This is a genomic window from Novosphingobium sp. (assembly GCF_965214355.1).
Lineage (GTDB): Bacteria > Pseudomonadota > Alphaproteobacteria > Sphingomonadales > Sphingomonadaceae > Novosphingobium.
This window is the reverse complement of sequence record NZ_CBDCBI010000002.1, coordinates 2,292,827-2,317,744: the sequence shown is the minus strand read 5'-3', so window position 1 is coordinate 2,317,744 and position 24,918 is coordinate 2,292,827. Positions and strand designations below refer to the sequence as shown.

Sequence of the window (24,918 nt, the reverse complement as noted above, 5' to 3'; positions counted from 1 at the left end):
GCGCACGCCGCCCCGGCTGGTCACGCAGCGGCGGTGGCGATGAAGTCGGCCACCACGCCGGGCTGCGACAACATCGGCACATGGCTGGCGGCAACATGCGCGACGGTGGCGTTCATCCGCGCGGCCATACGCGCCTGCTCGACGGCGGGAATGGCGTGGTCGTCATCGCCGATCAGGTAGAACGTCGGGCGCGTGCGCCATGCTGCGGCAGTCAGGGTGCCGCCAAGCGCGGCGCCGTTGACCGGGCCCTGGGTGGCGTGGATGACAGCCTTTTCGGCGTCATCCAGGTCCTGCGCGAACAATTCGAACACGCCGGTGCGGGTCAGGCTGAGGAAGCCCTCGGCATCGGGGCGCAGCTCGGCGCCGATGGGTGCCGCCTCGAACTGCGCCATCAGCGAACCAGCGGATTCACCAGCGTCTGGTGCGAAGGCATCCACATAGACCATACGCACCACCTTGGCGTCGTTGCCCGCCTCACCGATCACCGCGCCGGCGTAGCTGTGGCCGACCAGCACGATTTCGCCTTCGGCCAGCGCAATGGCGCGGCGCACCGTGGCGACGTCCGCCTCGAAGCTGCTCAGCGGCAGCTGCACTGCGGTCACGTTGAAGCCCTTTGCGGACAGCAGCGGGATAACCTTGGCCCAGCTCGAACCGTCCGCCCATGCGCCGTGCACCAGGATCACGTTTGAAATTGCAGTCATCGTCTGTCTCCATCACTGTATGGCCCCAGCGGCCAAGCGTTGCGATGGAGCCTGTATATGTCCGATGCGCGATGTCAGAAATGACATATATCCAACACATTCTGCCAAAACGAAGGTCCTGACATGCCGACATACGGCCGCGCCATCTGGTTTCTCGTATTTCCCGGTTTCGAGCTGCTCGATCTTGGCGGACCGTTGTGCGCGTTCGCGCTGGCCAGTGATTTTCACGAGGCCCGGTACGACGTGCATATCGTCTCGGCCGCCGGGGGGCTGGTGTCGGGCGCGGCGGGCGTGACGATCGCCACTGTCGCACCGGCCACGCTCGGCCATCTCGACACGCTGATCGTGGTCGGTGCGCAGAGCCCGGCAATCCTCGACGATCAGTCCCAAACCGCTGAGCTTATCCGCGCGTGGGCGCCGCGCGCGCGCCGCGTCGCCAGCGTCTGCACCGGCGCTTTTCTGCTCGCCGCGGCGGGGGTGCTGGCCGGGCGACGGGCGACGACCCACTGGCGCTGCGCGGGCGAACTCCAGCAGCGCTATCCGTCGATCAAGGTCGATGCAGATCGTATCTTCGTGCGCGAGGACGAAGTCTGGACTTCGGCCGGGATCACCGCCGGCATCGACCTCGCACTGGCGATGATCGAGGAAGATTGCGGCAGCGCCACGTCGAAAGCGATTGCGCGCGATCTCGTCGTCTATCACCGGCGCAGCGGCGGCCAGTCGCAGTTCTCGACGCTGCTCGAGCTGGAGCCCAGGCCGGGACGCATCCGCGATGCGCTGGCGTATGCGCGGACACACTTGCGCGAAAAGCTGTCGGTCGAGCAACTGGCCGAAGTCGTGCGGATCAGCCCGCGTCAGTTCGCGCGTCAGTTCACTGCCGAAACCGGCGAAACCCCGGCGCGCGCGGTCGAACGCCTGCGCTGCGAGGCAGCGTTGCCGCAGATCGAAAACACGACCGAGCCGCTCGACCAGATCGCGCTGCAGGTCGGCTTTGGCGACATGGAGCGCATGCGCCGCGTGTGCCTGAGGATCTATGGCCATCCGCCGCAAGCCCTGCGCCGTCGCAGTCGCGCCACGCCAACAAACGGGAGCCGATGATCTGTCAGCAATGGGTTTCGTGGCTACCGCAATTGATCCGGATCACCAGGAGGTGACAGCTCAGAGCGTCACGCTCTAAACCACCAGATCATCCGCCCCCGATCCGCTGCGCTGGTATGCGATGATCGCGTTGAATGTCGACAGGTCGAGCAGCGTCCCGAACGCGACGCCGAACAGGCCAGCGTCCCACCAGATCACTTCGCCCTGCATTGCCGGAAATCCCGGAATTGCCAGCCAGCAGAAGTTGTGCACATCCAGCCGTGCGGGTGACACGGCGGTATAGCCGCCCAGCGACAGGTCGCGCACGATCGTTTGAAATCCGCGCACGCCGGAGGGGCGCACCGAGGCGCCGAAATGCACACGCATGCGCGGCGTGCTGCGGTCCTCTTGCGAAGCGTGTTCGTAGCTGCCCGGACCAAACCGGCTATCGTTCCAGGTGGTGTTGTTCATAAACCGACCCCGATTGTCTGCCCGATCACGGGCGGTGCGCTCGGAAGTCCGTATTTCTGCCAGTGCGGTGTTAACCGCAGGTCAGCCAGGCTGGTTAATCAGCCTGATACCACATCAATTCGCCGGTGTTTCGATACGTTCGCGATGCGGACTGGCGAAATCCTCAGCCACCAGCGCGGCAATCCGTGCGGCCACGATGTCCGGCGATTTCACGCTGGCCGGGTCTTCGCCGGGATAGGCCTTGGCACGCATCGCGGTGCGGGTCGCGCCGGGATCGACGATCGCCACGCGGATGTCGGAAATCCCGCGCACTTCCTGCGCATAGGCGTCGAGCAGATTGTCGAATGCCGCTTTCGATGCACCATAGGCGCCCCAATACGCGCGCGCCTGGGCGCCAACGCTGCTGGTCACGCCGACGATCCGCGCGCCGGCGCTTTTGCGCAGCATGGCGTGAAAACTGGCGATCAGCGCCTGGGTCGCAGCGACGTTGAGCAACAGTCCGCGATTGAGATCGCGCGGCTCGATCTGCCATACAGGGGTCAGCACAGGCAGGACTGCGGCATTGATCACCATGATGTCGAGCGCGCTCCAGCGGCCCACCAGCGCCGTTGCCAGCCGCGAAATCGCGTCAGGCTCGGCCAGGTCGCACGGCGCGATCGTTGCCGATCCGCCGGCGTCGAAGATCGCCTGCTCGACCGTTTCCAGATCGCGCGCCGTCCGCGCGACGAGAATGACATGCGCGCCGGCCGCAGCCAGCGCCTGCGCGGTTGCGGCGCCGATGCCCCGGCTCGCGCCGGTCACCAGCGCGACTTTGCCTGTCAGAGCGCCAGTCATTCGTCGACAGTCGCCAGTCCGCGCACGGCGGCTTCGCGGTCGCCAAGATCGGTGAGCCGCGTGGGATAATCGCCGCTGAAGCACGCATCGCAATACTGCGGCCGTGCGGCATTGCGCTGCGCTTCACCGACCGCGCGGTACAATCCGTCGATCGACACGAATGCCAGACTGTCCGCTTGGATGAACCGGGCCATTTCCTCTACATCCATCCGCGCGGCGAGCAGTTTCGACCGCTCGGGCGTATCGACGCCATAAAAGCAGGAATGTTCGGTCGGCGGGCTGGCAACACGGAAATGGACTTCGCTCGCGCCGGCCTCGCGCATCATCTGCACGATTTTCAGCGAGGTCGTGCCGCGCACGATCGAATCGTCGATCAGCACGATGCGCTTGCCCGCTACCAATGCGCGATTGGCGTTGTGCTTGCGCTTCACATCGGCATGGCGCTTGCCGTCCGACGGCTGAATGAACGTGCGGCCGACGTAATGCGAGCGGATGATGCCCAGTTCGAACGGAATGCCCGATTGCTGCGCATAGCCCAGCGCGGCCGGCGTGCCGCTGTCGGGCACGGGAATGACCAGGTCGGCATCGATCGACGCCTCGATCGCGAGCTGTTCGCCGATCGCCTTGCGCACCTGATAGACCGAGCGCCCGCCGATGATCGAGTCGGGGCGGCTGAAATAGACGTGTTCGAAAATGCACATCCGTGACCGCGCATTGCGGAACGGGCGGTGCGACGTGATCTGGCCGTCCATGCTCACCTGAACCAGCTCGCCCGGCTCGATCTCGCGCACGAATTCGGCGCTGACCACATCGAGCGCGACGGTTTCGCTGGCAAAGATGATCGCATCGCCCAGCTTGCCCATGACCAGCGGCCGGATGCCGAGCGGATCGCGGCACGCGATCATGCCTTCGGGCGTGGTACAGATCAGCGAATAGGCACCCTCGACCAGCCGCAGCGCATCGGTAAAGCGGTCGAGCAGCGTGGGGTACCGGCTCGTCGCGACCAGATGGATGATGACTTCGGTGTCGCTGGTCGATTGAAAGATCGCGCCTTTGGTAACCAGATCGCGGCGCAGCGTCATCGCGTTCGAAATGTTGCCGTTGTGCGCGATGGCAAACCCGCCGGACGCCAGATCGGCATAGAGCGGCTGCACATTGCGCAGGCCTGCGCCGCCGGTCGTCGAATAGCGGACATGGCCGACCGCCATGTTGCCGGGCAGTTCGCTCAGCGCCTCGCTCGACGAAAAATTCGCCGCGACATGGCCATTGCCGCGCCGCGTATAGAATTCGATCCCGTCGAAACTGGTGATGCCCACCGCTTCCTGCCCGCGATGCTGCAGCGCGTGCAGTCCCAGCGCGGTCAACGCAGAGGCGTCGTCGAGGCCGAGCACCCCGAACACGCCGCATTCTTCATGCAGCTTGTCGCCGTTTTCATCGTAAAATGCGTCGGGTATGGTCATGGGCGTGTCATGGGTCCGGGATTGATCCGCAAGCACCAAAGGTCTGTGCAATCCGGGCGCCATGTGGCCTCGTTTGCGACGAAACGCAAGGGGCGCCAATCGCTCATATGGCGGCATGATGACACTGCGCTGGCGCTGACCTGGCCCGGACCGTTGACCGGATACGGCAAAAGCACGCGGCCTGCGCCCGCTCCTTGCCAAAATGCCATGGATTTTCCGCGCGGTCGTTAGGTTAAAATTTACTGCAATCATGGCTAATGCGCACATGGGAAATGTACGTAATCATTTCGGAACCGTCCTGGTCGCCGTGCTCTATTTCGGCGGGGCGGTCTTTGCCAGTGCGTTCGTGCGGCTCAACGGCGGGTTCGCGATGGTCTGGCTGTCGAGCGCCATCCTGGCAGCCTGGTTGATCGCGGCCGATCGCAGGCGCTGGCGCGCGGGCATTACCGCATGCGCGGTCGCGCACATCGTGGCATCGGGCTGTTTCGGCATCGGCTGGACGATTGCGCCGGTCCTCGCTGCGGCCTCCATCGGCGAAGCGATCGCCGCCGCGCTGCTGGCGCAGCGGATCTTCAAGAGCACCTGGACCGTTGCCACGTTTACCAAGATTGCCGTGTTCGCGCTTGGCATCATGATCGTCATTCCGCTGGGTAGCGGCCTGGCCGCCGCGACCGTGGCCCATTTTGCCAAAGGCATGGCGTTCGGGCCTGGCTTGCAGAGCTGGATGCTGGGGCACGGCGTGGGGCTGGGCGCGATCCTGCCATTCGGCATGACCATAACCAGCCGGATGGCAGCGCTGCGCGGGATCGTGTTCGACCGGCGGCGCGATGGCGATGCACTCAGTGCGCCGTTTGCCGAACGCCACAAGGCGGCGATCGCGGTTCTGATCTTCGCCACGATGGTGGTCGTGTGCGCGAGCGTGTTTCTGCAGGATGCGCGCTGGACGCTGCTTGTGCCGCTGCTGTTTGCGGTGTTTGCTGCGATCTGGGTTGACGCGCTGGTCGCAACGGCGATGCCGCTGCTCGTCACGACGATCGCCGCGCCCATGTCTGTCGCGGGGTTGGGGCCGCTCGCGTCGGGGCTGGACGCGGCGGGAGACCGGTTGGAAATGGCGCTGTTGTATGCCGGGCTGGTCGTATGCTGTTCGCTGCCGGTGGTCGCAGACCGCGCACGCCGGCGACTGGAAGTCGACCGGCTAAGCCGAAGCGCCGCGCATTTCCGGGCCGTGTCGCAACGCAACGACGATCTGATCGACGAATTGCGCCGCGCCGCGCTGACTGATCCGCTGACCGGGCTGCCCAACCGCCGCGCATTCTTCGATGCGTTGCATGCGTTGGGCCCGGATGACGAAGCCGCATGCCTCGCGATGATCGATCTCGACCATTTCAAACAGGTCAACGATCGTTTTGGCCATGCCGCAGGTGACAGTGTGCTTGCGCAATTTGCCGAAATTGCGCGCTCTTCGTTCCGCAGCAGCGACGTCGTTGCGCGTATCGGCGGCGAGGAATTTGCCGTGCTGCTGCGCAACGTGCCGATGGACCAGGCGTGCCTGGTGGTGCAACGGCTGGTCGACCGGCTTGCCGCAACGACGATGGCCGTACCGACTGGCACCGTCTGCGTGACGATCAGCAGCGGCATCGCGGTGATCGGCGCCGATGCAAATGCCGCGATGTCGCGCGCCGATGAGGCGCTGTATGCGGCAAAGGCCGCCGGACGAAGCCGACTGGCCATGGCGGCGTAACACCTATCGTATTGCCACGCGCCGCCGTAGCTCGTAGAGGCAGGCGACCCCCCGGCAACGCTTGAAAGTGACGCCTCGTTTGCTCCTGACACCTTTTGAATGGACAATTGCCCGGCGCTACATCCTGCCGGGCCGTAGCGAGGCGTTCATCGCGCTGGTGGCCGGCATCAGCCTGGTTGCGGTCATGCTCGGCGTTGCCGCGCTGGTCATCGTGATGAGCGTGATGAACGGGTTTCGCGCCGAACTGATGGACAAGATCGTCGGGCTCAACGGCCATGCGGTGATCAATGCCTATGGCGGCCGGCTCGAAGACTGGCAGGGGCTGGTAAAGAAGCTCGAGGCCACGCCGGGCGTCACGCGCGCCTCGCCGCTGATCGAACAGCCGCTGCTGGCGACGTTCAACGGCCGGGTCGAGGCGATTATCGCGCGCGGCAACACCCAGGGCGATCTGGCGCGGCTCGCGCCCAAGAAAACCGCCGGCTCGTTCAAGGATATCCAGCCCGGCGCCGGCCAGGTCGCGATCGGATCGCGGCTGGCGGAAAACCTGGGTGTGCAGGTCGGCGATACGATCACGATCATCAATCCCGCCGGGCGCTCGACGCCGTTCGGCACCGTGCCGCGCCAGATCGGCTATCGCGTCGCCGCCATATTCGAGATCGGCGTCTATGATTACGACAATGCGTTCGTCGTCATGCCGATTGCCGACGCGCAAACGCTGCTGCTGAGCGGCGATTCGATCGGCATGATCGAAGTCACGACCACCGATCCCGACACTGTCGGCGCGACGCTGGCGCCGATCAAGGCGTCGCTGGTGGGCAAGGCGGTGCTGAGCGACTGGAAAACGCTCAACGCCAGCCTGTTCCAGGCGCTGGCGGTTGAGCGCGTGGCGATGTTTGTCGTGCTGTCGATCATCGTGCTGGTCGCGGTGTTCAACATCCTGTCATCGCTGATCATGCTGGTGCGCGCCAAGTCGCGCGATATCGCGATCCTGCGCACGATGGGCGCGACGCGGCGCTCCATGGTGCGGATCTTCGTGGTGATCGGCTCGCTGATCGGCGCGGTCGGCACCGGCGCCGGCCTGTGTATCGGGCTGATCTTTCTCTATTTCCGTCAGCCGATGGTGCATGCCGTCGAATGGCTGACGGGTCAGAACCTGTGGGACCCTTCGATCCGGTTCCTGACCGATCTGCCGAGCCGGGTCGATCCGGTCGAGATCGCGGTGATCTGCGGCATGTCGCTGCTGCTCAGCTTCCTCGCCACGCTGTACCCGGCGATCCGTGCGGCGAGTACCGATCCGGTGCAGGTGCTGCGGTATGAGTGATCCGGTCGTCCGTCTCGTCGATCTGCGCCGCACGTTCCACCAGGGCGGTGTTGCGATCGAGGTGCTGCGCGGTGTGCATCTCGCCATTCAGCCCGGCGAAGTCGTCGCGCTGCTCGGGCCATCGGGGTCGGGCAAATCGACGATGCTGCAGGCGATCGGCCTGCTCGAAGGCGGGTTCCAGGGCACGATCGAGATCGCCGGCACCGATGCCTCGCGTCTGTCGGGCGATGCGCGCACCGCGCTGCGCCGCGATCATATCGGTTTCGTCTATCAGTTTCACCACCTGCTGCCCGACTTTACCGCATCGGAAAATGTCGTGCTGCCGCAGATGATTGCCGGCGTCGCCAAGGCCGATGCCAACAAACTGGCGCGCGACCTGCTTGAAACGCTGGGGCTGGGCCACCGGCTCGATCATCGGCCCAGCCAGCTTTCGGGCGGCGAGCAACAGCGCGTCGCCGTGGCGCGCGCGCTCGCCAATCGCCCGTCGCTGGTGCTGGCGGACGAGCCCACCGGCAATCTCGATGAAGCCACGGCCGACCGCGTGCTCGACGAATTGCTGCGCCTGGTGCGCCGGCAGGGCAGTTCGGCGCTGATCGCAACGCACAACGAACGCCTGGCCTTGCGTATGGACCGGGTTTTGCGCCTGCATGAGGGCGTGCTCGAATAAAGGGATAAAAACCATGGCGCAGCCGCACACGATCGCCGATTTCACCGCGACATTGCCCAATGGCGAGAATGTCTCGCTCGCCGACAAGCTCGGCAAAGTGCTGCTGGTGGTCAACACCGCATCGAAATGCGGGTTTACGCCGCAATATGACGGGCTCGAGGCGCTGTGGCAGCAATATGGAGCGCAAGGCTTTGAAGTGCTGGCGTTTCCGTGCAACCAGTTCGGCGGGCAGGAACCGGGCAGCGCCGAAGAGATCGACAGCTTTTGCAAGGTCAATTTCGGAGTCAGCTTTCCGCTGTTTGCCAAGATCGATGTCAACGGCGATGCGACCACCCCGCTGTACAAATGGATGAAATCCGAGGCGCCGGGCATTGTCGGCACCACCGGAATCAAATGGAATTTCACAAAGTTTCTGATCGGCCGGGACGGCAAGGTCGTCGCCCGCTACGCGCCACTCGACAAGCCGGCAACGATCGCGAAAGACATCGCGAAACTGCTCTGACCAGAAAGCCCCTCCCCTTCAGGGGAGGGGTTGGGGTGGGGCCGCGCCCCACGCGCCAACGCTTATGGCACCATCGCGACGTGGGATTGTAGCCGAGAGGCCCCACCCCCGGCCCCTCCCCTGAAGGGGAGGGGGGCAGAAACGTGTGGTGATAACTGGTCGTTGTACCTCCCGTTCCCCGCTGCGTTACCCTATATACCCTGCATGCCCCACGCCCCGTTCGTCCCGCTTCGCATCTATTCGTCCTACACGCTGCTCGATGGCGCGGTCGACCCCAAGGCCATCGCCAAGACGGCGGCAGAGCGCGGGTTTCCGGCGGTGGCGATTACCGATCGCAACGGGCTGTACGGCTCGGTCGCGTTTGCCAAGGCGTGCAAGGATGCCGCTGTGCAGCCGATTATCGGCACGATGCTGGCCGTGGCGCGGCCCGAACGCGGCGGATCGGCGCTGCCGGGGCAGCAATCGGCGCCGACAATCGACTGGATCGCGCTGTATGCGCAGGACGCAACCGGCTTCGACAACTTGTGCCACCTCGCCAGCCTGGCGCATCTCGGTCGCCCGCTGGAATTTGCCGCGCATGTCCGCATCGAGGACCTGACCGGCCATTGCGACGGGTTGATCTGCCTGACCGGCGCGGGCGAGGGCGCGGTGACGCGCCTGCTGGCCGAGGGCCAGGTGACAGCGGGCGAGGCCTATGCCGACACGCTGGCCACGCTGTTCCCGGAGCGGTTCTATATCGAGCTTGCCCGGCGCGGCGATGCGGCCGAAGACAGCGCCGAAGCGGCGCTGATCGACCTGGCCTATGCGCGCGACTGGCCGCTGGTCGCGACCAACCCGGCCTGCTTTGCCGAGCACAGTTTCTACCCGGCGCACGACGCGATGCTGTGTATTGCCAGCGGCACGCATGTCGATCGCGTGGACCGTCCGCGCTCAAGCACCGAATGGTGGATCAAGCCTGCGGCCGTCATGGCCGAGCTGTTTGCCGATCTGCCCGAAGCGATCGCCAACACGCTCGTGATCGCGCAGCGCTGCGCGGTGATGCCACCCAAGCGCGCCCCAATCCTGCCCAGCCTGGCCGGCGACCAGGAGGGCGAGGCGCGGATGTGCGGCACCGACAGCCGCGTGGGTCTGCTGCGGCGGATGGAGCCCTATTACCCTGCCGAAACGCATGAGGAGCTGGCGCGGATCCTGACGTCGGGCCCCGATGTCGATCCCGTGGCGGCGGATTATCCCGCGCTCGAGGCTGCCGGGATCTGGGGTGAAGTCATCGAATACCGCGCGCGCATCGAATTCGAAGTCGATGTCATCAACCGCATGGGTTTTGGCGGTTACTTCCTGATTGTTGCCGATTTCATCAAATGGGCCAAGGACCAGGGCATTCCGGTCGGCCCGGGACGTGGATCGGGCGCAGGCTCGCTCGTCGCGTGGTCGCTGACGATTACCGATCTCGATCCGATCCGGCTCGGGCTGCTGTTCGAACGCTTCCTCAACCCCGAACGCGTGTCGATGCCCGACTTCGACATCGACTTCTGCGAAACCCGGCGCGGCGAAGTCATCCGCTATGTCCAGGCCAAATATGGCGAAGACCACGTTGCGCAGATCATCACGTTCGGCAAGCTGAAGGCGCGCGCGGTGCTGCGCGATACCGGTCGCATCCTGCAGATGAGCTATGGCCAGGTCGACCGGCTGTGCAAGATGATCCCCAACCACCCGACCGACCCGTGGCCGCTGCCGCGCGCGCTCAACGGTGTGCTCGAACTGCGCCGCGAATACGACAACGATCCCGAAGTGCGCCGCCTGATCGACCTGGCGATGCAGCTCGAAGGCCTGCCGCGCAACAGCTCGACCCATGCGGCGGGCGTGGTGATCGGCGACCGGCCGCTGGCGCAGCTTGTGCCGCTGTATCGCGATCCGCGGTCCGACATGCCGGTCACGCAATACGACATGAAACATGTCGAGGACGCCGGCCTCGTCAAATTCGACTTTCTCGGGCTCAAGACCCTGTCGGTGCTGCGCAAGGCGGTCGATCTGCTGATACGGCGCGGCATCACGATCGATCTGCTGACGCTGGCCTGGGATGACGAGGCGGTCTATCGGTTGCTGCAGTCAGGCGATACGGTCGGTGTGTTCCAGCTCGAATCCGAAGGCATGCGGCGCACGCTGGCAGCGGTAAAGCCCACCGCGTTCGGCGATATCATCGCGCTCGTGTCGTTGTACCGCCCGGGCCCGATGGACAACATCCCGCTGTTCGGCCGGCGCAAGAACGGGCTGGAGGCGATCGAATATCCCCATGCCAAGCTGGCGGGCATCCTGGCCGAAACCTATGGCATTTTCGTTTATCAGGAACAGGTGATGCAGGCCGCGCAGATCCTGGCGGGCTATTCGCTCGGCGATGCCGACCTGCTGCGCCGTGCGATGGGGAAGAAAGTCCAGGCCGAGATGGACCAGCAGCGCGGGCGGTTCGTCGCCGGGTGCCTGACCGTGTCGCAGATCGAAGCGCCCAAAGCCAACGAGCTGTTCGACCTGATCGACAAGTTCGCCGGGTACGGTTTCAACAAGAGCCACGCTGCGGCTTATGCGTTGCTCGCGTATCAGACCGCGTGGATGAAAACGCACTATCCGCATGAATTCTACGCCGCATCGATGTGTTTCGACATGCATCAGTCGGAAAAGCTGAATGTGTATGTCGATGACATGCGCCGCAATGGCGTCGCGCTGGCCGGCCCCGATATCAACCGGTCGGAGGCGGAATTTACTGTCGAGCAGACTGAGGAATCCTATGCCGTGCGCTATGCGCTGGCAGGGCTGCGAAACGTGGGTGAAAAGGCGATGGATGCGATCGTGGCCGAGCGCGAGGCGAACGGCCCGTTCCAGTCGATCGACGACATGTTCCGCCGCTTGCCCGCCGGCGCGATGAACCGGCGCCAGTTGGAGGCATTGGCCGCCGGTGGCGCGCTCGACGGGCTGGAGACCAATCGCGCGCAACTGATCGCCAATGCCGAATTGCTGATGGCGGTTGCCGATGAAGCGGTGCGGTCGCGCACATCGGGGCAGGGCGGTCTGTTTGGCGGGGACGATCATGCGCAACAGGCGACGCGCCTGACCGAGACCAAACCATGGACCCGCGCCGAGCAGATGGCCGCCGAGCGCGACAATTTCGGGTTCTATTTTGCCGCGCATCCGGTCGGGGAATACCGCGCGATCGCTGTCGCCAATGGCGCGCGCAGTTTTTCCAGCCTGACCGCAGCGGGCGGCACGGCCGCCGGGCGCACGGCGGCGGTGATGGCGGCGATGGTCGAGGGGGTGCAGAAGCGCAAGACTAAGCGTGGCAAGGACTTTGTCATGGCCGATTTTTCCGACGCCAGCGGGTTGTTTTCCGCCTCGTGCTTCGAGGAAAGCCTGGTCGATCCGTTTGTGCAATGGGCGCGCGACGGCACTTGCGTGCTGCTCAATGTCGAAATCGACAGACCCAATGCGGATGACCAGCCGCGCGTGACGATCCGCGGCGCGCGGCCGCTGTCGCAAGTGACCAGCGCGGCGAAAATGGTCCTGCAATGCGAAATCCTGCGGCCCGAGGCAGTGGGCGAACTGGCGATGCTGTTGCCGCGCGGCGTTGACGCGCGCGGCGAAGTGCGCGTGCATTTGCGCACGGGCGACAGGCGCGAGCCGTGGGTGCTGCTGGGCCAGGATTTCCGGCTCGACAGCGAAATGATCGAGCGCTTGATCCCGATCGAAGGCCTTGCCAACGTGATGCTGACAGCGAAGGCAGACCGGCATCTGAGGTTGGTGGAGTAAGGCGTACTTTCGTCATTCGCGCGGACGCGGGAATGACGCGGTTGGTTGAAGCATTTGCCCTCCAAGCAAAACCGGACCACAAGAGTCCCAACGAGACCATGGAGAGCAAAATGCTGGGCGGGATGCAGGACTGGAGCCTGCGCGTTACCACCTTGATCGACCATGCAGCGCGCGAACACGGGACGCGCGAGATCGTGTCGCACTGGTGCAACGGCACCGAAACGCGCACGAACTGGGCCGGCATACGCCACGATGCGCTGCGCATGACCCAGGCTTTGCGCGCGTTCGGCCTGACGCCCGGCGACCGCGTGGCGACGCTGGCGATGAACCACCACCGTCATCTGGTCAGCTGGTACGGCGCGATTGGCGCAGGCGGCATTCTGCACACGATCAATCCGCGGCTGTTCGACGATCAACTGGATTACATCGTCAACCATGCGCAAGATCGCGTGCTGCTGTTCGATCTGCAATGGGCGGCCGTGGTCGAGCGGATGAAGCCGCGCTGGCCGACCATCGAGCATTACATCTGTTTCGACAGCGGGCTGCCGGCGCAACATTTCGAAGACTGGATCGCGCCGCATGACGGCAATGCCGGATGGGCCGATGGCGACGAGCGCGATGCCTGCATGCTGTGCTACACCAGCGGCACCACGGGCAATCCCAAGGGTGTGTTGTACGAGCACCGCTCGACCGTGCTGCATGCCATGACCTGCATCATGCCAGCGGTGTTCGGGCTTGATGCGCGAACGGTAATGATGCCGATCGTGCCGATGTTTCATGCCGCGAGTTGGGGCCTGCCCTGGGCAGGTGCGGCGGCGGGGTCGAAACTCGTCTATTCGGCGGTCAACGACGCGGCGGTGCTGTGTGATCTGTTCGACCGCGAACAGGTGACGGCATCGGCGGGCGTACCGACGGCCTGGTCCGGCATGCTGCAGCATCTCGACCTGGCCGGCAAACCGATCCCGGCCAGTTTGCGCCAGGTCTTGTGCGGCGGATCGGCCATGCCACGATCGATGATCGAACGGTTCATGCGCGCCGGCATCCGCGTGGCGCATTTGTGGGGCATGACCGAAACGTCGCCAGTGGGCACAACCGGGGCGCAATCGGCAGATTGGGACGATCTGGCTTTCGAGGACCAGGTGGCGGTGATGGCGCTGCAGGGTCGGCCGGCCTATGGGGTTGAATTGCGCTGCGTCGCGCTCGATGATCCGGCGTTGGTATTGCCGCGTGACGGCAAGACCGCCGGCGCGCTGCAAGTGCGTGGGCCGTGGGTCATCAAACGCTATTTCCGCGCCGAACGCGATGCTGTTGGCGCCGACGGCTGGTTCGACACCGGCGACGTCGCGGTGATCCACCCCGATGGCAATCTGCAGCTGACCGACCGTACCAAGGATGTCATCAAGTCGGGCGGCGAATGGATCAGCTCGGTCGAGCTGGAAAATGCGGCTGTCGGCCATCCCGGCGTGGCCGAAGCAGCGGCAATCGGGATCCATCATCCCAAATGGGAAGAACGCCCGCTGCTGGTCGTGGTGCGCAAGCCTGATGCGGCGGTCGATGAGCCGGAATTGCGCGCATATCTGGGCGGCATTGTTGCGAAATGGTGGGTGCCGGACGAGATCGCCTTCGTCGATGCGCTGCCACACACCGGAACGGGCAAGATCAGCAAGAAGGATTTGCGCGACACGTTTCGGGATTACCGCTGGCGCGCTTAAATCCTCCCCGGGACGGGGAGGGGAACCACGCGAAGCCGTGGGGGAGGGGCGGTGCCTCATGGCGCCCCGCGTGGTATGTTGCGCCAAGCCTGCGAGCGTAGCAGTCCAACGCCGAGGGGTAGCGTCCGGCCGCGCCGCCCCTCCACCACCCTGCGGGCGGTCCCCCTCCCCGTGCCGGGGAGGATTTTAGAAGAGGCTGAGTTGTCCTGGCGGCCTGAACCCGCTGCAATCGAGCACCGCGCGTTTTTGCGGGATGCCCGCGCGTTCGCGGGCGAGGCGGAAGCGGGTGCGGATCAGGTCGGCCCAGACGCCTTGCGGCTTCATGCGGGCGAAAAAGGCGGGATCGTAATCCTTGCCCCCGCGCATCGCCTGGATCGTCGCCATCACCTTGTCGGCACGATCGGGGAAGTGGGTCTGCAGCCAGGCGCGAAACAGCGGCGCGACTTCGTGCGGCAGGCGGATCAGGATCCAGCTGGCCGAAACCGCGCCCGCAGCGCCGGCGCGCATCAGGATCGCTTCCAGGTCGCTGTCGGTGATCGCGGGAATGACCGGCGATACATTAACCCCGACATGCACGCCCGCGTCGGCCAGCTGCGCGATTGCCGCCAGCCGTTTTGCCGGCGTCGATGCGCGCGGTTCGAGTGTTGCCGATAGTCGTGCGTCGAGCGACGTGACCGAAATCTGCACTGCAACCAGGTTGTCGCGCGCCATCTGTCGCAGCAGGTCGATATCCTCGCACACGCGCGCAGATTTCGTGGTGATCGTTACCGGATGGCGCATTTCGGCGCACACTTCCAGGATCTGACGGGTCAGGCGGTATTGCCGCTCGATCGGCTGATAGGGGTCGGTGTTGGTGCCCATGGCGATCGGCGCGGGCGTGTATGTCCTCGCCGCCAGCTCGCGCCGCAACAGCCGCGCGGCATCGGGTTTCGCAAACAGCCGGGTTTCAAAATCGATACCGGGCGAAAGGTCATGATACGCGTGGCTGGGCCTGGCAAAGCAATAGATGCAGCCGTGTTCGCAGCCGTTGTAGCTGTTGATCGACCGGTCGAACGGCACGTCGGGCGATGTGTTGCGACTGATGATCGTCTTGGCCGCCAGCTCCGTTACGGTCGTTTTCAACCTGGCGGGAGGCCCGTCGATCGCGTCGCGATCATCCAGCCAATCGCCGTCCGCTTCGCGCACGGGCAGGTCAAAGCGCGTGCTGGTCGAATTCAGTGTTGTCCCTCTGCCGGTGAGTTTCGTCATCGGCAGAGTGGAACATATCAGGAACGATTATGCAAGCATCAGTTTGCCGGAGCGGAAGGCTTGTCTTCCACGCCGATCGTTGGAACGTTGACCGTCTGCTGCTTGGTGCCGACAACGATTTCCTTGGATTGTACCGAAACGCTCGGCAACGAACCCGGCGTGACATTGGCCGTCCAGAATCCGGTTGCGAACAGCACGACGACAATAACGATCGCCAGAAGGAGGATGGCGCCGAGAAGCGAGCCACCGCGACGCTTGCGCTCGACGTAGACCGGGCGGTCAACGTAGACTGTATTGGGCTCATCCCGCACGGCCGGGTCGCGATAATCTGTCATGACGTCCTCCTGTATGGCGGATAACAGCTGGGACCGCGCGAAGTTCCGTCTTTTTTAAGCCCCGCCCCTCAGGCGAGGGGCGGGGATGGGCTATTGGAGAAACACTTATTCGTCGTCGTACAGGCCCCAGCCGTCGGATTCGCCGTTGAAGCCCTGCGCCAGCGTCTCCAGGCGGATCTCGATATCGGTGATGGCGCCTGCGGTGGGCACCAGTTCGATCGTGACCGCGACTTCCCACGGATCGACTTCGTCTTCCGGTTCCAGCACGTCGACGTCGACGCCATCGCCGGCAGCGGCCTTGGCAAAGGCTTCCGCTTCGGCTTCGCTGGGGAAGACATGGGCGAATTCGACTGCGCGCACCACGGTCAGGTCGAGCCCGTCGCTGGCGAAATCCTTGAGATAGGCGATGTTTTCTTCGAGCAGGGCCATGAGGTTTGCCTTAATGAAAAAGGGAATTGCGCAAGACGGTAGCGCGCAATTTTGACAGTTTTGCGCCTATGCAACAAATGCTGCGGCGCGCGTTATGTTTCGGTAAGGCGCGGCATCAGTTCGACGAAGTTGCAGGGCCGATTGCGGCTGTCGAGCTGTTCGTCGAGGATCCGATCCCACCCGTCCTTTACCGCGCCGTTCGATCCGGGCAAGGCAAAGATGTATGTGCCGCGCGCCACCACCGCGCAGGCGCGCGATTGAATCGTCGAAGTGCCGATCGTTTCGTAGCTGATCCAGCGGAACAGCTCGCCAAATCCGGGTATGTCGCGGGTCTTGATCCGGTCGAGCGCCTCGGGCGTGACATCGCGGCCGGTAAGGCCCGTGCCGCCGGTGATGATCACCGCGTCGATCGTGCGATCATCGACCCAGTTGTTCAGCCGCGCCGCGATGCGCAGCGCGTCGTCTTTCTCGATCGCGCGCGTGACCAGCATATGGCCCTTGGCGCGGATGCGTTCGGCCAGAATGTCGCCCGAAGTGTCCTGGTCGGGCCCGCGCGTGTCGGACACGGTGAGCAGGGCGATGGCAATCGGCTTGAATGCGCGCGTCAGGTCAATCGCCACGCGCGAGCCTGACGTTTTCCGCGCCGCCAAGACCCGGGAATTTCGGCCACATGCCCTGGACCAGCCCGAGCCGGCTCTCCGACGGACCACCTGCCTGGCGTTCGTACATCCAGTAATTGCGCATCACCGCCGAAACATAACCGCGCGTCTCCCAATAAGGGATCGATTCCATCCACAGCAGCGGATCGCCATGATCCTTGATCTGGGCATTCCAGCGATCGACCGGCATCGGCCCGGCGTTGTACGCGGCGATGACTTTGGGCAGCAGGCCCTGGGTCGCCGGCTTGTCGCGCAACATGGCCAGATAGGCCTGTCCGAACGCCAGGTTGACATCGGGCAGTTCCAGCTGCGTGTCGCGGCCGCTCATCGCCGGATCATAGCGCACCAGCAGGCGCGCGGTGCCGGGCAGGACCTGCATCAGCCCGCGCGCGCCGGCGGGGCTGGTGATTTCGGTGCGGAAATTGGATTCCTGCAATGTGTGTGCAAACAGCAGCGCGGGATCGACTTTCCAGCCATTGGCCGGAACCCATTTGGGCGCCGGGAACCGTGCGGCTTCGTCGGCATGCGCGCCGGCGGGTGCGTTGCTGGCCATCCACAATTGCGTGGCCGGCAGCCCCAGGTCGCGCGCGAGGCGCGACAGCGGCGCATACAGCGTGGGATCGCCATTGCGCGCCTGATAGCGCAGCACCTGATCGGCCAGGCCATCGGCGCCGATTTCGGCCAGCTGCACCACCAGGCGGACATTGCCCACCGTGCGCAATTTCTGCCAGTCGTCGTTGCTGAAATCGGGCGCCGCCGCGGCCGCTGTTTCACGCAGCCCCAACGCTTCGGCAGCCAGCATGCCATACAATGTGTCGTGCGTGCCCGCCGCAGCGCGCAGCGCGGGAACGACTTTTTCGGGCTGGTGCGCACGCATCCATGCGCGCGCGACCCAGAAATTGCCCGCCGACGACAGTTCGGGGTTTTGCGACATGCCTGCGGCCCGGGCAAAACATCCCGCCGCTCCCGGATAGTCCGCCGATCGCCAGGCGGCGAGACCCGCGGTCCACATCGCCTCTGCCACCCAGGGCCCGCTGCCGCCATCAAAGGCAGACAGCGCGACGGTGCGCGCGGTCACATCGTCGTTGTTGATATAGAATGCCCAGCCGATTTTCTGGCGCCATTCGGCGCGCGCATCGCTCGACAATGTTGCATCGATGCCGTCGAGCAGCACACGGGCGCCGGTCGGGTCATCGGCCTTGATCCGCGCCTCGATCGCGCTCGCCACGCTGTCGGGCATCGTGCCGTCGGCAGTGTGATGCGGCTTTGCCCGGCGCGCCATTGCGGGCTGGGCAAACAGCTGCTGCGCGTCGGGCAGTGTGGCGGGCAGGGAGGTCGCGCCGCGCTTGATCGCCAGCCGCGCGAGCGCATCGGACCAGGGCAGATCGGGCGCGGCGGTGATCAGGTCGGTCAACGGCTGCAATTCGACGCGCGGTGATCCGGCAGCGAGAAACATCTGGGCCCGCGCAACCGAATGCAGCGGGCCATCGGTCCGCTGGTCGAGCAAGGTGCGCGCGCCGGTCCAGTCCTGCCGGGCCAGGGCGGCAAAGATCTGGCGGTAATACGCGCGGTCGTCCTGCGTCAGCAGCGTGGGCACGGCGGTGCGGTCGGCCCGGTTGCGAAAATATTCGGCGGCGGCCGAGCTGGCATGCGCAGGCAGGGCAAGGCCGCAGCCCAGCACAGCGGTCAGCGCGCAGCCCCATGCTGCAATGCGGCGCGAGATGGTCATGCGCCAGTGGCTCGCGCGGTAGCACATATCGTCGAAAGCGGTTTCACAAACTTGAGCCCCACCAGAATTTCCAATCGCATCCGCATCTGTCGCTTCAAGCCGGCATCCAGTCGAGCCAGCGATTCCACAGCGCGGCTTTTAATGCCGGACGTGCCACGATCGCTTCGAGATCATAAGCGGTTAACGTCGGAACCATGCCGCCAGTATGGTTGACGAAAGGTAAAAGCATCGGCTTATTCGTTGAGCCGTTGCCCAGCAGCGTCGAAATTCCGCTTTGGCCGAATATCAGCAGCCGTTGCGGCTGAACCAGCGCGACATGATGGGCCAGCAGTTGGCCCAGCCCCTGTTCTGCCAACGCGGCCCAGTCGGGCGCGGCGATTCGCGCCGGGCATGCTGCGGCGCAATAGACCGCATCGCGGCGCAACCCGGCGGCAGCCAGAAACGCATCGAGCAGGCGCCCGGCCGGCCCCGACAGCAGCGTTTCATCGTCCTGCGCCTCGGGCATCGGCACCACCACCATCAGCGCGGGCGATGCGGGTCCTGCTGGCGCAATACGCGCAGCGCCCAATTCGCCAAGCGCCGGATCCGTCAACCACCATGATGAAAAAGCGGCAAGATCGGCGGGCCACACGCCCGGGCCACCGCCGATTGCAGCGCGTTCCGGCTCCGGCTTTGCCACTGCGGGCGCGGGCTTTGCGGGGGTTTTTGCGCTCGCCGCGGCCAGCCAGTCGCGGGGCGTGTCATCGAAATCATCAGCGACCCCGGCATCGCGCCACCATGCCAGCGCGGCATCGATCGCCCGGGCAATCGCTGGCGCGGTCAACGCCGCGGGCATGCCCGGATTCGGGGAGAATTGCGAAATCGGTGGAACCATGTAAGCGGTATTGACGTTGGTCGAGACAGCTTTCAAGGCAATCACGACATTTCAAGCGAACAATCGGCAATCACACGGTTACGGCGGAAACGGAGCGGCAATGAGCGAACGGGAATCGATGGCCTATGACGTGGTCATCGTGGGTGGCGGCCCGGCGGGGCTGGGTGCTGCGATCCGGCTGAAGCAGGTCAATGCCGACCTTTCGGTGTGCATCCTTGAAAAAGGCTCCGAGATCGGCGCGCACATCCTGTCGGGCGCGGTGGTCGATCCGCGTGCGCTCGACGAACTGCTGCCCGAATGGCGCGACCAGGGCTGCTCGCTGGCCGACGTTCCCGTCACCGACAACTGGCACTGGGTAATGTCGCGCGGCGGCAAAGTCGCGCTGCCGCATTGGCCGATGCCTCCGTTCATGTCGAACCACGGCAATTACACCGGGTCGCTGGGCAACTTGTGCCGCTGGCTGGCCGAACAGGCAAGCGAGCTTGGCGTCGAGATTTTTCCGGGGTTTGCCGCCGCCGAAGTGCTGTTCGACGACAGCGGCGCGGTGATGGGCGTGGCCACCGGCGACATGGGTATTGGCAAGGACGGCGAGAAAAAGGCCGATTACCAGCCCGGCATGGAACTGCATGCCAAATACACGCTGTTTGCCGAAGGCGCGCGCGGTTCGCTGACCAAGCGGCTGAAGGCGCATTTCGACCTGGAACGCGATTGCCAGCCGCAGGTCTACGGCATCGGCATCAAGGAACTGTGGGATATCGATCCCGAAAACCATGTGCCCGGCCGTGTGATCCACACGCAGGGCTGGCCGCTGTCGGAAAGCGATTCGTGGGGCGGCGGGTTCCTGTATCACCAGGCCAATAACCAGGTCGCGCTGGGTTTCGTGACCGCGCTCGATTACGCCAATCCATACGTCTATCCGTACGAGGAATTCCAGCGCTGGAAACTGCATCCAGAAATCGCCGCGATCCTGAAAGGCGGCCGCCGCGTTTCGTATGGCGCGCGCGCGATCAACGAAGGCGGGTGGCAGTCGGTGCCGCACCTGGCGTTCCCGGGCGGCGCACTGATCGGGTGCAGCGCGGGCTTTGTGAACGTGCCACGCATCAAGGGCACCCACACCGCAATGAAATCGGGGATGCTCGCGGCCGAAGCGATCGGCGCCGCGATCGCCGCCGGGCGCGAACATGACGCGCTGAACGAATACGACACCGCCGTGCGCGAAAGCTGGATCGCCAAGGAATTGAAACTGGTCCAGAATGCCCAGCCCCTTATCGCCAAATTCGGCGGCTCGCTGGGTACGGTGCTGGCCGGGTCCGACATGTGGGCGCGCGTGCTCAAGGTCAATCCGTTCAAGGCAATGCGCCACCACACCGATGCCGAAGCAACCCAGCGCGCGGACCTGTACCGCCCGATCGTCTATCCCAAGGCCGACGGCGTGCTGACCTTCGACCGCCTCACCAATGTGGCCTATTCGTACACCAACCACGCCGAGGACCAGCCGTGCCACCTGGTGCTGGCCGATCCCGAAGTGCCGGTGAAGATCAACCTGCGGCTCTATGCCGGGCCGGAGGCGAAGTATTGCCCGGCCGGGGTGTACGAGTTCGTCGGCGTGGAAGAAGGCAACCCGCACTTGCAGATCAACGCGCAGAACTGCGTGCACTGCAAGACCTGCGACATCAAGGACAAGACCCAGAACATCACCTGGGTCACCCCCGAGGGCGGCGGCGGCCCCAATTATCCGAACATGTAAAGTCCTCCCCGGAACGGGGAGGGGGACCACGCGAAGCCGTGGTGGAGGGGCGGCGCCCCATCGGAATCGGATCGATTGATGCGCCCAACGGCGGGCCCCCAAGCGCGATGGATCGAATGATGCACCATGAGGAACTGCCCCTCCACCATCCTGCGGATGGTCCCCCTCCCCGTGCCGGGGAGGATTTCGAAATCGGTTACGCCAAGATCAACCTGGCGTTGCATGTGCGCAGCCGGCGGGCGGATGGGTATCACGATCTCGAAACGCTGTTCGCGTTCGTCGATTCCGGCGATGTGCTTTGCGCCGTCCCGGCCGCTGCGTTCTCGTTGCAGATTACCGGGCCGTTCGCGGGCGATCTTGCGGGCGAGGGCGATAATCTTGTCCTGCGCGCCGCAAAGGCCTTGGCAGACGATAGATCACCGCCCCTGGCGTTCACACTCGACAAGCGCCTGCCCATCTCATCGGGCATTGGCGGCGGTTCGGCCGACGCCGGGGCTGCCATCCGCCTTGCGCGGCGGATCTGGGGTGCGGATGGCGCGGTTGCCGATCTGGCGCACCTGGGCGCAGACGTCCCGGCCTGCATCGCCTCGCGCACCTGTTTCGGCACCGGCGTCGGCGACCGGTTGACCGATATCGATCTGCCAGGCCTGGCAGGCACATCGGTGTTGCTGGTGAACCCCCGCGTCGCATGCCCGACCGGGCCGGTATTTCGCGCCTGGGACGGTGTCGATCGCGGACCGCTCGATCCGGCCGCCTGGCGCGCAGCACGCAACGACCTGGAAGCGCCAGCGATCGCGCTGGTACCCGAAATCGGCGCGGTTCTGGCAGAGTTGCAGCAGACCGGGGCGCAGACGGTGCGCATGTCCGGTTCAGGTGCGACATGTTACGCATTGTATGGCGACGTACAGGAATGCGACGCTGCCGGAGCACGTATAGCTGCTCGGCAACCGGGCTGGTGGGCCTTGAGCGGAGTGTTGCGATGAATGAAGCCTACGAACGTATCGGCGACACCACCCCCGGCGGTATTCTGATCGAGGCCGACCACGCCTCCGCGCGCGTCCCCGATGGCATCGACCTCGGCATCGATCCCGCGCTGCTGAACGAACATATCGCCATCGACATCGGCGTCGCCGCGATCTCGCGCATACTGGTCCAGCGCCCCGGCGTCGCCGCATTTCTCGGCAATGTCAGCCGCCTCGTCTGCGATTACAACCGCGACGAAGGCCCCAAAGTCGCACCCGGCATCAGCGACGGCCACCCCATTCCCGGCAACGCGCTCGACGCAAACGGCTACGAACAACGCCTGACGCAGTTCTACCGCCCCTATCACACTGCGCTGGCCGATCTGGTCGCCACGATGAAACCGTCGCTGATCCTCTCGCTGCACAGCTTCACGCCAAGGCTGCAGAGCCGCCCGGATGAACAACGCCCCTGGCACATCGGCATCCTCTACAACCAGGACCGGCGCGGCGCCGCGCTCGCGCTCGATGTGCTGGGGCGCGAACCCGGCCTCGTCGTCGGCGACCAGCAGCCTTATTCAGGCACCGAACTCAACGCCACCATGGACCGCCATGCCGAAGCGCACGGCATCTTGTATATCGGCGTCGAAATCCGCCAGGATCTGATCGGCGATGCGGCCGGGCAGGCGCAATGGGCCGATCGCATGGAACACCTGTGTAGACAGGTGCTTTCCATGCATGCTGCGCTGGGCTAGGGCGCGCGGTCTACCCCGCCAAATCCCCCGGAGTCGTTTGCAATGCCCCCCTATCGTTCGCGCACCACCACCCACGGCCGAAATATGGCCGGCGCACGCGGCCTGTGGCGCGCAACGGGAATGACCGATGCCGATTTCGGCAAGCCGATCATCGCGGTGGTCAATTCGTTTACGCAATTCGTGCCGGGGCATGTGCATCTGAAAGACCTGGGCCAACTGGTTGCGGGGGAAATCGCGCTGGCGGGCGGCGTGGCCAAGGAATTCAACACGATCGCGGTCGACGACGGCATTGCGATGGGCCACGACGGCATGTTGTATTCGCTGCCCAGCCGCGACCTGATCGCCGACAGCGTCGAATACATGGTCAATGCCCATTGCGCCGACGCGATGGTGTGCATCTCCAACTGCGACAAGATTACGCCCGGCATGCTGATGGCCGCGCTGCGCATCAATATCCCGGTGGTGTTCGTGTCGGGCGGCCCGATGGAGGCCGGCAAGGTCATGCTGCGCGGCAAGGAAACCGCGCTCGATCTGGTCGATGCGATGGTTGCCGCCGCCGACGAGAGCTACACCGACGAGGAAGTGGCGACGATCGAGCGGTCGGCGTGCCCCACATGCGGTTCGTGCAGCGGGATGTTTACCGCAAATTCGATGAACTGCCTGACCGAAGCGCTGGGCCTCAGCCTGCCGGGCAATGGCTCGGTGCTGGCCACGCACGCGGATCGCGAGCGGCTGTTCCGCGAGGCGGGACGCACGATCGTCGATCTGGCCAAGCGCTGGTACGAGCAAGACGATGCCACCGCGCTGCCGCGCACGATCGCCAGCTTCGCAGCGTTTGAAAACGCGATGAGCGTCGATATCGCTATGGGCGGATCGACCAACACCGTGCTTCATCTGCTCGCCGCCGCGCATGAGGGCGAGATCGATTTTACGATGGCCGATATCGATCGCCTGTCGCGCGGCGTACCGTGCCTGTCGAAAGTCGCGCCGGCCAAATCCGACGTGCATATGGAGGATGTCCACCGCGCGGGCGGAATCATGGCGATCGTCGGCGAACTGGAACGCGGCGGGTTGATCAAGGCCGACCTGCCGACCGTGCACAGCCGTACGATGGGCGATGCGCTGACGCATTGGGATATCGGGCGCACGACGTCGGCGTCTGCAAAAGAGTTTTACCGCGCGGCGCCGGGCGGCGTGCCGACACAAGTGGCGTTCAGCCAGAACCGCCGCTGGAAAGAGCTCGATACCGATCGCACCGATGGGGTGATCCGCGATGTCGAACATGCGTTTTCAAAGGATGGCGGTCTGGCCGTGCTGTACGGCAATATCGCGCGCGACGGCTGCATCGTGAAAACGGCGGGCGTGGACGATGGCAGCCTGGTGTTTACTGGCCCCGCAGTCGTGTTCGAAAGCCAGGACGCGGCGGTTACCGGCATTCTGACCGGCCAGGTCAAGGCCGGCGACGTTGTCGTCATCCGCTACGAAGGCCCACGCGGCGGACCCGGGATGCAGGAAATGCTGTACCCGACCAGCTATCTGAAGTCGAAGGGCCTCGGCAAATCCTGCGCGCTGATTACCGATGGCCGGTTTTCTGGCGGCACATCGGGCCTGTCGATCGGGCATGCATCGCCGGAAGCTGCCGAAGGCGGCACGATCGGTCTTGTCGAAAACGGCGATCAGATTCATATCGATATCCCCAATCGCACGATCGAGCTCAATGTCGGCGACGATGTTCTGGCCACGCGCCGCGCGGAGATGGATGACAGGGGCGACGAGGCCTGGATGCCGGCCAAGCCGCGTCCGCGCAAGATTTCGGTCGCCTTGCAGGCCTATGCCGCGCTCGCGACCAGTGCATCGCGCGGGGCCGTGCGCGATCTGGCGCAATTGAAGAAATACCGCTGA

21 protein-coding genes are annotated in these 24,918 nt (G+C 64.7%); 11 read left to right on the top strand and 10 right to left on the bottom strand.

Annotated elements, in window-relative coordinates; all coding sequences use genetic code 11:
* Window positions 1–20 precede the first annotated feature (20 nt).
* Window positions 21–701, bottom strand: a complete 681-nt coding sequence (locus tag ACOOE2_RS10925) for an alpha/beta fold hydrolase (RefSeq protein ID WP_420383030.1) — start codon at window positions 699–701, stop codon at window positions 21–23.
* A 123-nt stretch (window positions 702–824) separates the two neighbouring features.
* Here ACOOE2_RS10925 and ACOOE2_RS10920 point away from each other — a divergent pair, with 123 nt between their 5' ends.
* The gene (locus tag ACOOE2_RS10920; RefSeq protein ID WP_420383029.1) at window positions 825–1,799 is read left to right on the top strand and encodes a GlxA family transcriptional regulator; all 975 of its coding nucleotides are present in this window, start codon (window positions 825–827) and stop codon (window positions 1,797–1,799) included.
* A gap of 75 nt (window positions 1,800–1,874) precedes the next feature.
* On the opposite strand, the gene ACOOE2_RS10915 is transcribed toward ACOOE2_RS10920, so the two are convergent.
* From ACOOE2_RS10915 to purF, 3 genes are all read right to left on the bottom strand, one after another.
* Window positions 1,875–2,249: a PilZ domain-containing protein gene (locus ACOOE2_RS10915; protein WP_420383028.1), complete on the bottom strand. Its 375-nt coding sequence runs from the start codon at window positions 2,247–2,249 to the stop codon at window positions 1,875–1,877.
* Window positions 2,250–2,363: 114 nt separating this feature from the next.
* Window positions 2,364–3,083 carry an SDR family NAD(P)-dependent oxidoreductase gene (locus tag ACOOE2_RS10910; protein ID WP_420383027.1) on the bottom strand — a complete coding sequence of 240 codons (720 nt, stop codon included), beginning with the start codon at window positions 3,081–3,083 and terminating at the stop codon, window positions 2,364–2,366.
* Complete coding sequence (gene purF, locus ACOOE2_RS10905) at window positions 3,080–4,543, bottom strand: amidophosphoribosyltransferase (protein WP_420383026.1); 1,464 nt, start codon at window positions 4,541–4,543, stop codon at window positions 3,080–3,082. The genes ACOOE2_RS10910 and purF overlap by 4 nt, the downstream gene beginning before the upstream one ends.
* A 265-nt stretch (window positions 4,544–4,808) precedes the next feature.
* Here purF and ACOOE2_RS10900 point away from each other — a divergent pair, with 265 nt between their 5' ends.
* The 6 genes from ACOOE2_RS10900 to ACOOE2_RS10875 all read left to right on the top strand — a co-directional run bounded on the left by ACOOE2_RS10900 (window position 4,809) and on the right by ACOOE2_RS10875 (window position 14,281).
* Window positions 4,809–6,284 (top strand): diguanylate cyclase, encoded by a 1,476-nt coding sequence (locus tag ACOOE2_RS10900; RefSeq protein WP_420383025.1) that lies wholly within the window; start codon window positions 4,809–4,811, stop codon window positions 6,282–6,284.
* 79 nt (window positions 6,285–6,363) lie between these two features.
* Entirely contained in the window at window positions 6,364–7,605 is a 1,242-nt protein-coding gene (locus tag ACOOE2_RS10895; protein ID WP_420383024.1) for a lipoprotein-releasing ABC transporter permease subunit, read from the top strand.
* Complete coding sequence (locus ACOOE2_RS10890) at window positions 7,598–8,272, top strand: ABC transporter ATP-binding protein (RefSeq protein WP_420383023.1); 675 nt, start codon at window positions 7,598–7,600, stop codon at window positions 8,270–8,272. Before ACOOE2_RS10895 ends, ACOOE2_RS10890 begins: the two co-directional genes overlap by 8 nt.
* A gap of 13 nt (window positions 8,273–8,285) precedes the next feature.
* Window positions 8,286–8,774: a glutathione peroxidase gene (locus ACOOE2_RS10885; RefSeq protein ID WP_420383022.1), complete on the top strand. Its 489-nt coding sequence runs from the start codon at window positions 8,286–8,288 to the stop codon at window positions 8,772–8,774.
* Between the two features lie 204 nt (window positions 8,775–8,978).
* On the top strand, window positions 8,979–12,569 hold the full coding sequence (gene dnaE / locus ACOOE2_RS10880) for a DNA polymerase III subunit alpha (RefSeq protein ID WP_420383021.1): 3,591 nt from the start codon (window positions 8,979–8,981) through the stop codon (window positions 12,567–12,569).
* A gap of 110 nt (window positions 12,570–12,679) precedes the next feature.
* A complete protein-coding gene (locus tag ACOOE2_RS10875; protein WP_420384598.1) occupies window positions 12,680–14,281 on the top strand; it encodes a long-chain fatty acid--CoA ligase in 1,602 nt (533 codons plus the stop codon).
* 186 nt (window positions 14,282–14,467) lie between these two features.
* Here ACOOE2_RS10875 and ACOOE2_RS10870 read toward each other — a convergent pair whose 3' ends face one another.
* From ACOOE2_RS10870 to ACOOE2_RS10845, 6 genes are all read right to left on the bottom strand, one after another.
* Window positions 14,468–15,529, bottom strand: coding sequence for a PA0069 family radical SAM protein (locus ACOOE2_RS10870; RefSeq protein ID WP_420383020.1), 1,062 nt, complete (start codon window positions 15,527–15,529; stop codon window positions 14,468–14,470).
* Between the two features lie 38 nt (window positions 15,530–15,567).
* Window positions 15,568–15,864, bottom strand: coding sequence for a hypothetical protein (locus ACOOE2_RS10865; RefSeq protein ID WP_420383019.1), 297 nt, complete (start codon window positions 15,862–15,864; stop codon window positions 15,568–15,570).
* Window positions 15,865–15,969: 105 nt separating this feature from the next.
* Window positions 15,970–16,293, bottom strand: coding sequence for a ribonuclease E inhibitor RraB (locus tag ACOOE2_RS10860; RefSeq protein WP_420383018.1), 324 nt, complete (start codon window positions 16,291–16,293; stop codon window positions 15,970–15,972).
* Between the two features lie 92 nt (window positions 16,294–16,385).
* The gene (moaB, locus tag ACOOE2_RS10855; RefSeq protein WP_420383017.1) at window positions 16,386–16,913 is read right to left on the bottom strand and encodes a molybdenum cofactor biosynthesis protein B; all 528 of its coding nucleotides are present in this window, start codon (window positions 16,911–16,913) and stop codon (window positions 16,386–16,388) included.
* Window positions 16,903–18,681, bottom strand: a complete 1,779-nt coding sequence (locus tag ACOOE2_RS10850; RefSeq protein WP_420383016.1) for a lytic transglycosylase domain-containing protein — start codon at window positions 18,679–18,681, stop codon at window positions 16,903–16,905. Before ACOOE2_RS10850 ends, moaB begins: the two co-directional genes overlap by 11 nt.
* Window positions 18,682–18,775: 94 nt before the next feature.
* Complete coding sequence (locus ACOOE2_RS10845) at window positions 18,776–19,516, bottom strand: uracil-DNA glycosylase family protein (protein ID WP_420383015.1); 741 nt, start codon at window positions 19,514–19,516, stop codon at window positions 18,776–18,778.
* Window positions 19,517–19,655: 139 nt separating this feature from the next.
* Here ACOOE2_RS10845 and ACOOE2_RS10840 point away from each other — a divergent pair, with 139 nt between their 5' ends.
* From ACOOE2_RS10840 to ilvD, 4 genes are all read left to right on the top strand, one after another.
* Window positions 19,656–21,302, top strand: a complete 1,647-nt coding sequence (locus tag ACOOE2_RS10840; RefSeq protein WP_420383014.1) for an electron transfer flavoprotein-ubiquinone oxidoreductase — start codon at window positions 19,656–19,658, stop codon at window positions 21,300–21,302.
* 119 nt (window positions 21,303–21,421) lie between these two features.
* Complete coding sequence (locus ACOOE2_RS10835) at window positions 21,422–22,285, top strand: 4-(cytidine 5'-diphospho)-2-C-methyl-D-erythritol kinase (protein WP_420383013.1); 864 nt, start codon at window positions 21,422–21,424, stop codon at window positions 22,283–22,285.
* A complete protein-coding gene (locus tag ACOOE2_RS10830) occupies window positions 22,282–23,016 on the top strand; it encodes an N-formylglutamate amidohydrolase (RefSeq protein WP_420383012.1) in 735 nt (244 codons plus the stop codon). The genes ACOOE2_RS10835 and ACOOE2_RS10830 overlap by 4 nt, the downstream gene beginning before the upstream one ends.
* Before the next feature lie 42 nt (window positions 23,017–23,058).
* Entirely contained in the window at window positions 23,059–24,918 is a 1,860-nt protein-coding gene (gene ilvD, locus ACOOE2_RS10825) for a dihydroxy-acid dehydratase (protein WP_420383011.1), read from the top strand.

Coding starts and splice junctions, on each gene's coding strand:
- ACOOE2_RS10865 (WP_420383019.1), bottom strand. CDS start 15,864: ATGACAGATTATCGCGACCCGGCCGTGCGGGATGAGCCCAATACAGTC.
- ACOOE2_RS10875 (WP_420384598.1), top strand. CDS start 12,680: ATGCTGGGCGGGATGCAGGACTGGAGCCTGCGCGTTACCACCTTGATC.
- ACOOE2_RS10900 (WP_420383025.1), top strand. CDS start 4,809: ATGGGAAATGTACGTAATCATTTCGGAACCGTCCTGGTCGCCGTGCTC.
- ACOOE2_RS10885 (WP_420383022.1), top strand. CDS start 8,286: ATGGCGCAGCCGCACACGATCGCCGATTTCACCGCGACATTGCCCAAT.
- ACOOE2_RS10850 (WP_420383016.1), bottom strand. CDS start 18,681: ATGACCATCTCGCGCCGCATTGCAGCATGGGGCTGCGCGCTGACCGCT.
- ACOOE2_RS10915 (WP_420383028.1), bottom strand. CDS start 2,249: ATGAACAACACCACCTGGAACGATAGCCGGTTTGGTCCGGGCAGCTAC.
- ACOOE2_RS10870 (WP_420383020.1), bottom strand. CDS start 15,529: ATGACGAAACTCACCGGCAGAGGGACAACACTGAATTCGACCAGCACG.
- ACOOE2_RS10860 (WP_420383018.1), bottom strand. CDS start 16,293: ATGGCCCTGCTCGAAGAAAACATCGCCTATCTCAAGGATTTCGCCAGC.
- ACOOE2_RS10925 (WP_420383030.1), bottom strand. CDS start 701: ATGACTGCAATTTCAAACGTGATCCTGGTGCACGGCGCATGGGCGGAC.
- dnaE (WP_420383021.1), top strand. CDS start 8,979: ATGCCCCACGCCCCGTTCGTCCCGCTTCGCATCTATTCGTCCTACACG.
- ACOOE2_RS10845 (WP_420383015.1), bottom strand. CDS start 19,516: ATGCCCGCGGCGTTGACCGCGCCAGCGATTGCCCGGGCGATCGATGCC.
- ACOOE2_RS10830 (WP_420383012.1), top strand. CDS start 22,282: ATGAATGAAGCCTACGAACGTATCGGCGACACCACCCCCGGCGGTATT.
- ACOOE2_RS10835 (WP_420383013.1), top strand. CDS start 21,422: ATGCACCATGAGGAACTGCCCCTCCACCATCCTGCGGATGGTCCCCCT.
- ACOOE2_RS10910 (WP_420383027.1), bottom strand. CDS start 3,083: ATGACTGGCGCTCTGACAGGCAAAGTCGCGCTGGTGACCGGCGCGAGC.
- purF (WP_420383026.1), bottom strand. CDS start 4,543: ATGACCATACCCGACGCATTTTACGATGAAAACGGCGACAAGCTGCAT.
- ilvD (WP_420383011.1), top strand. CDS start 23,059: ATGCCCCCCTATCGTTCGCGCACCACCACCCACGGCCGAAATATGGCC.
- ACOOE2_RS10920 (WP_420383029.1), top strand. CDS start 825: ATGCCGACATACGGCCGCGCCATCTGGTTTCTCGTATTTCCCGGTTTC.
- ACOOE2_RS10890 (WP_420383023.1), top strand. CDS start 7,598: ATGAGTGATCCGGTCGTCCGTCTCGTCGATCTGCGCCGCACGTTCCAC.
- ACOOE2_RS10840 (WP_420383014.1), top strand. CDS start 19,656: ATGAGCGAACGGGAATCGATGGCCTATGACGTGGTCATCGTGGGTGGC.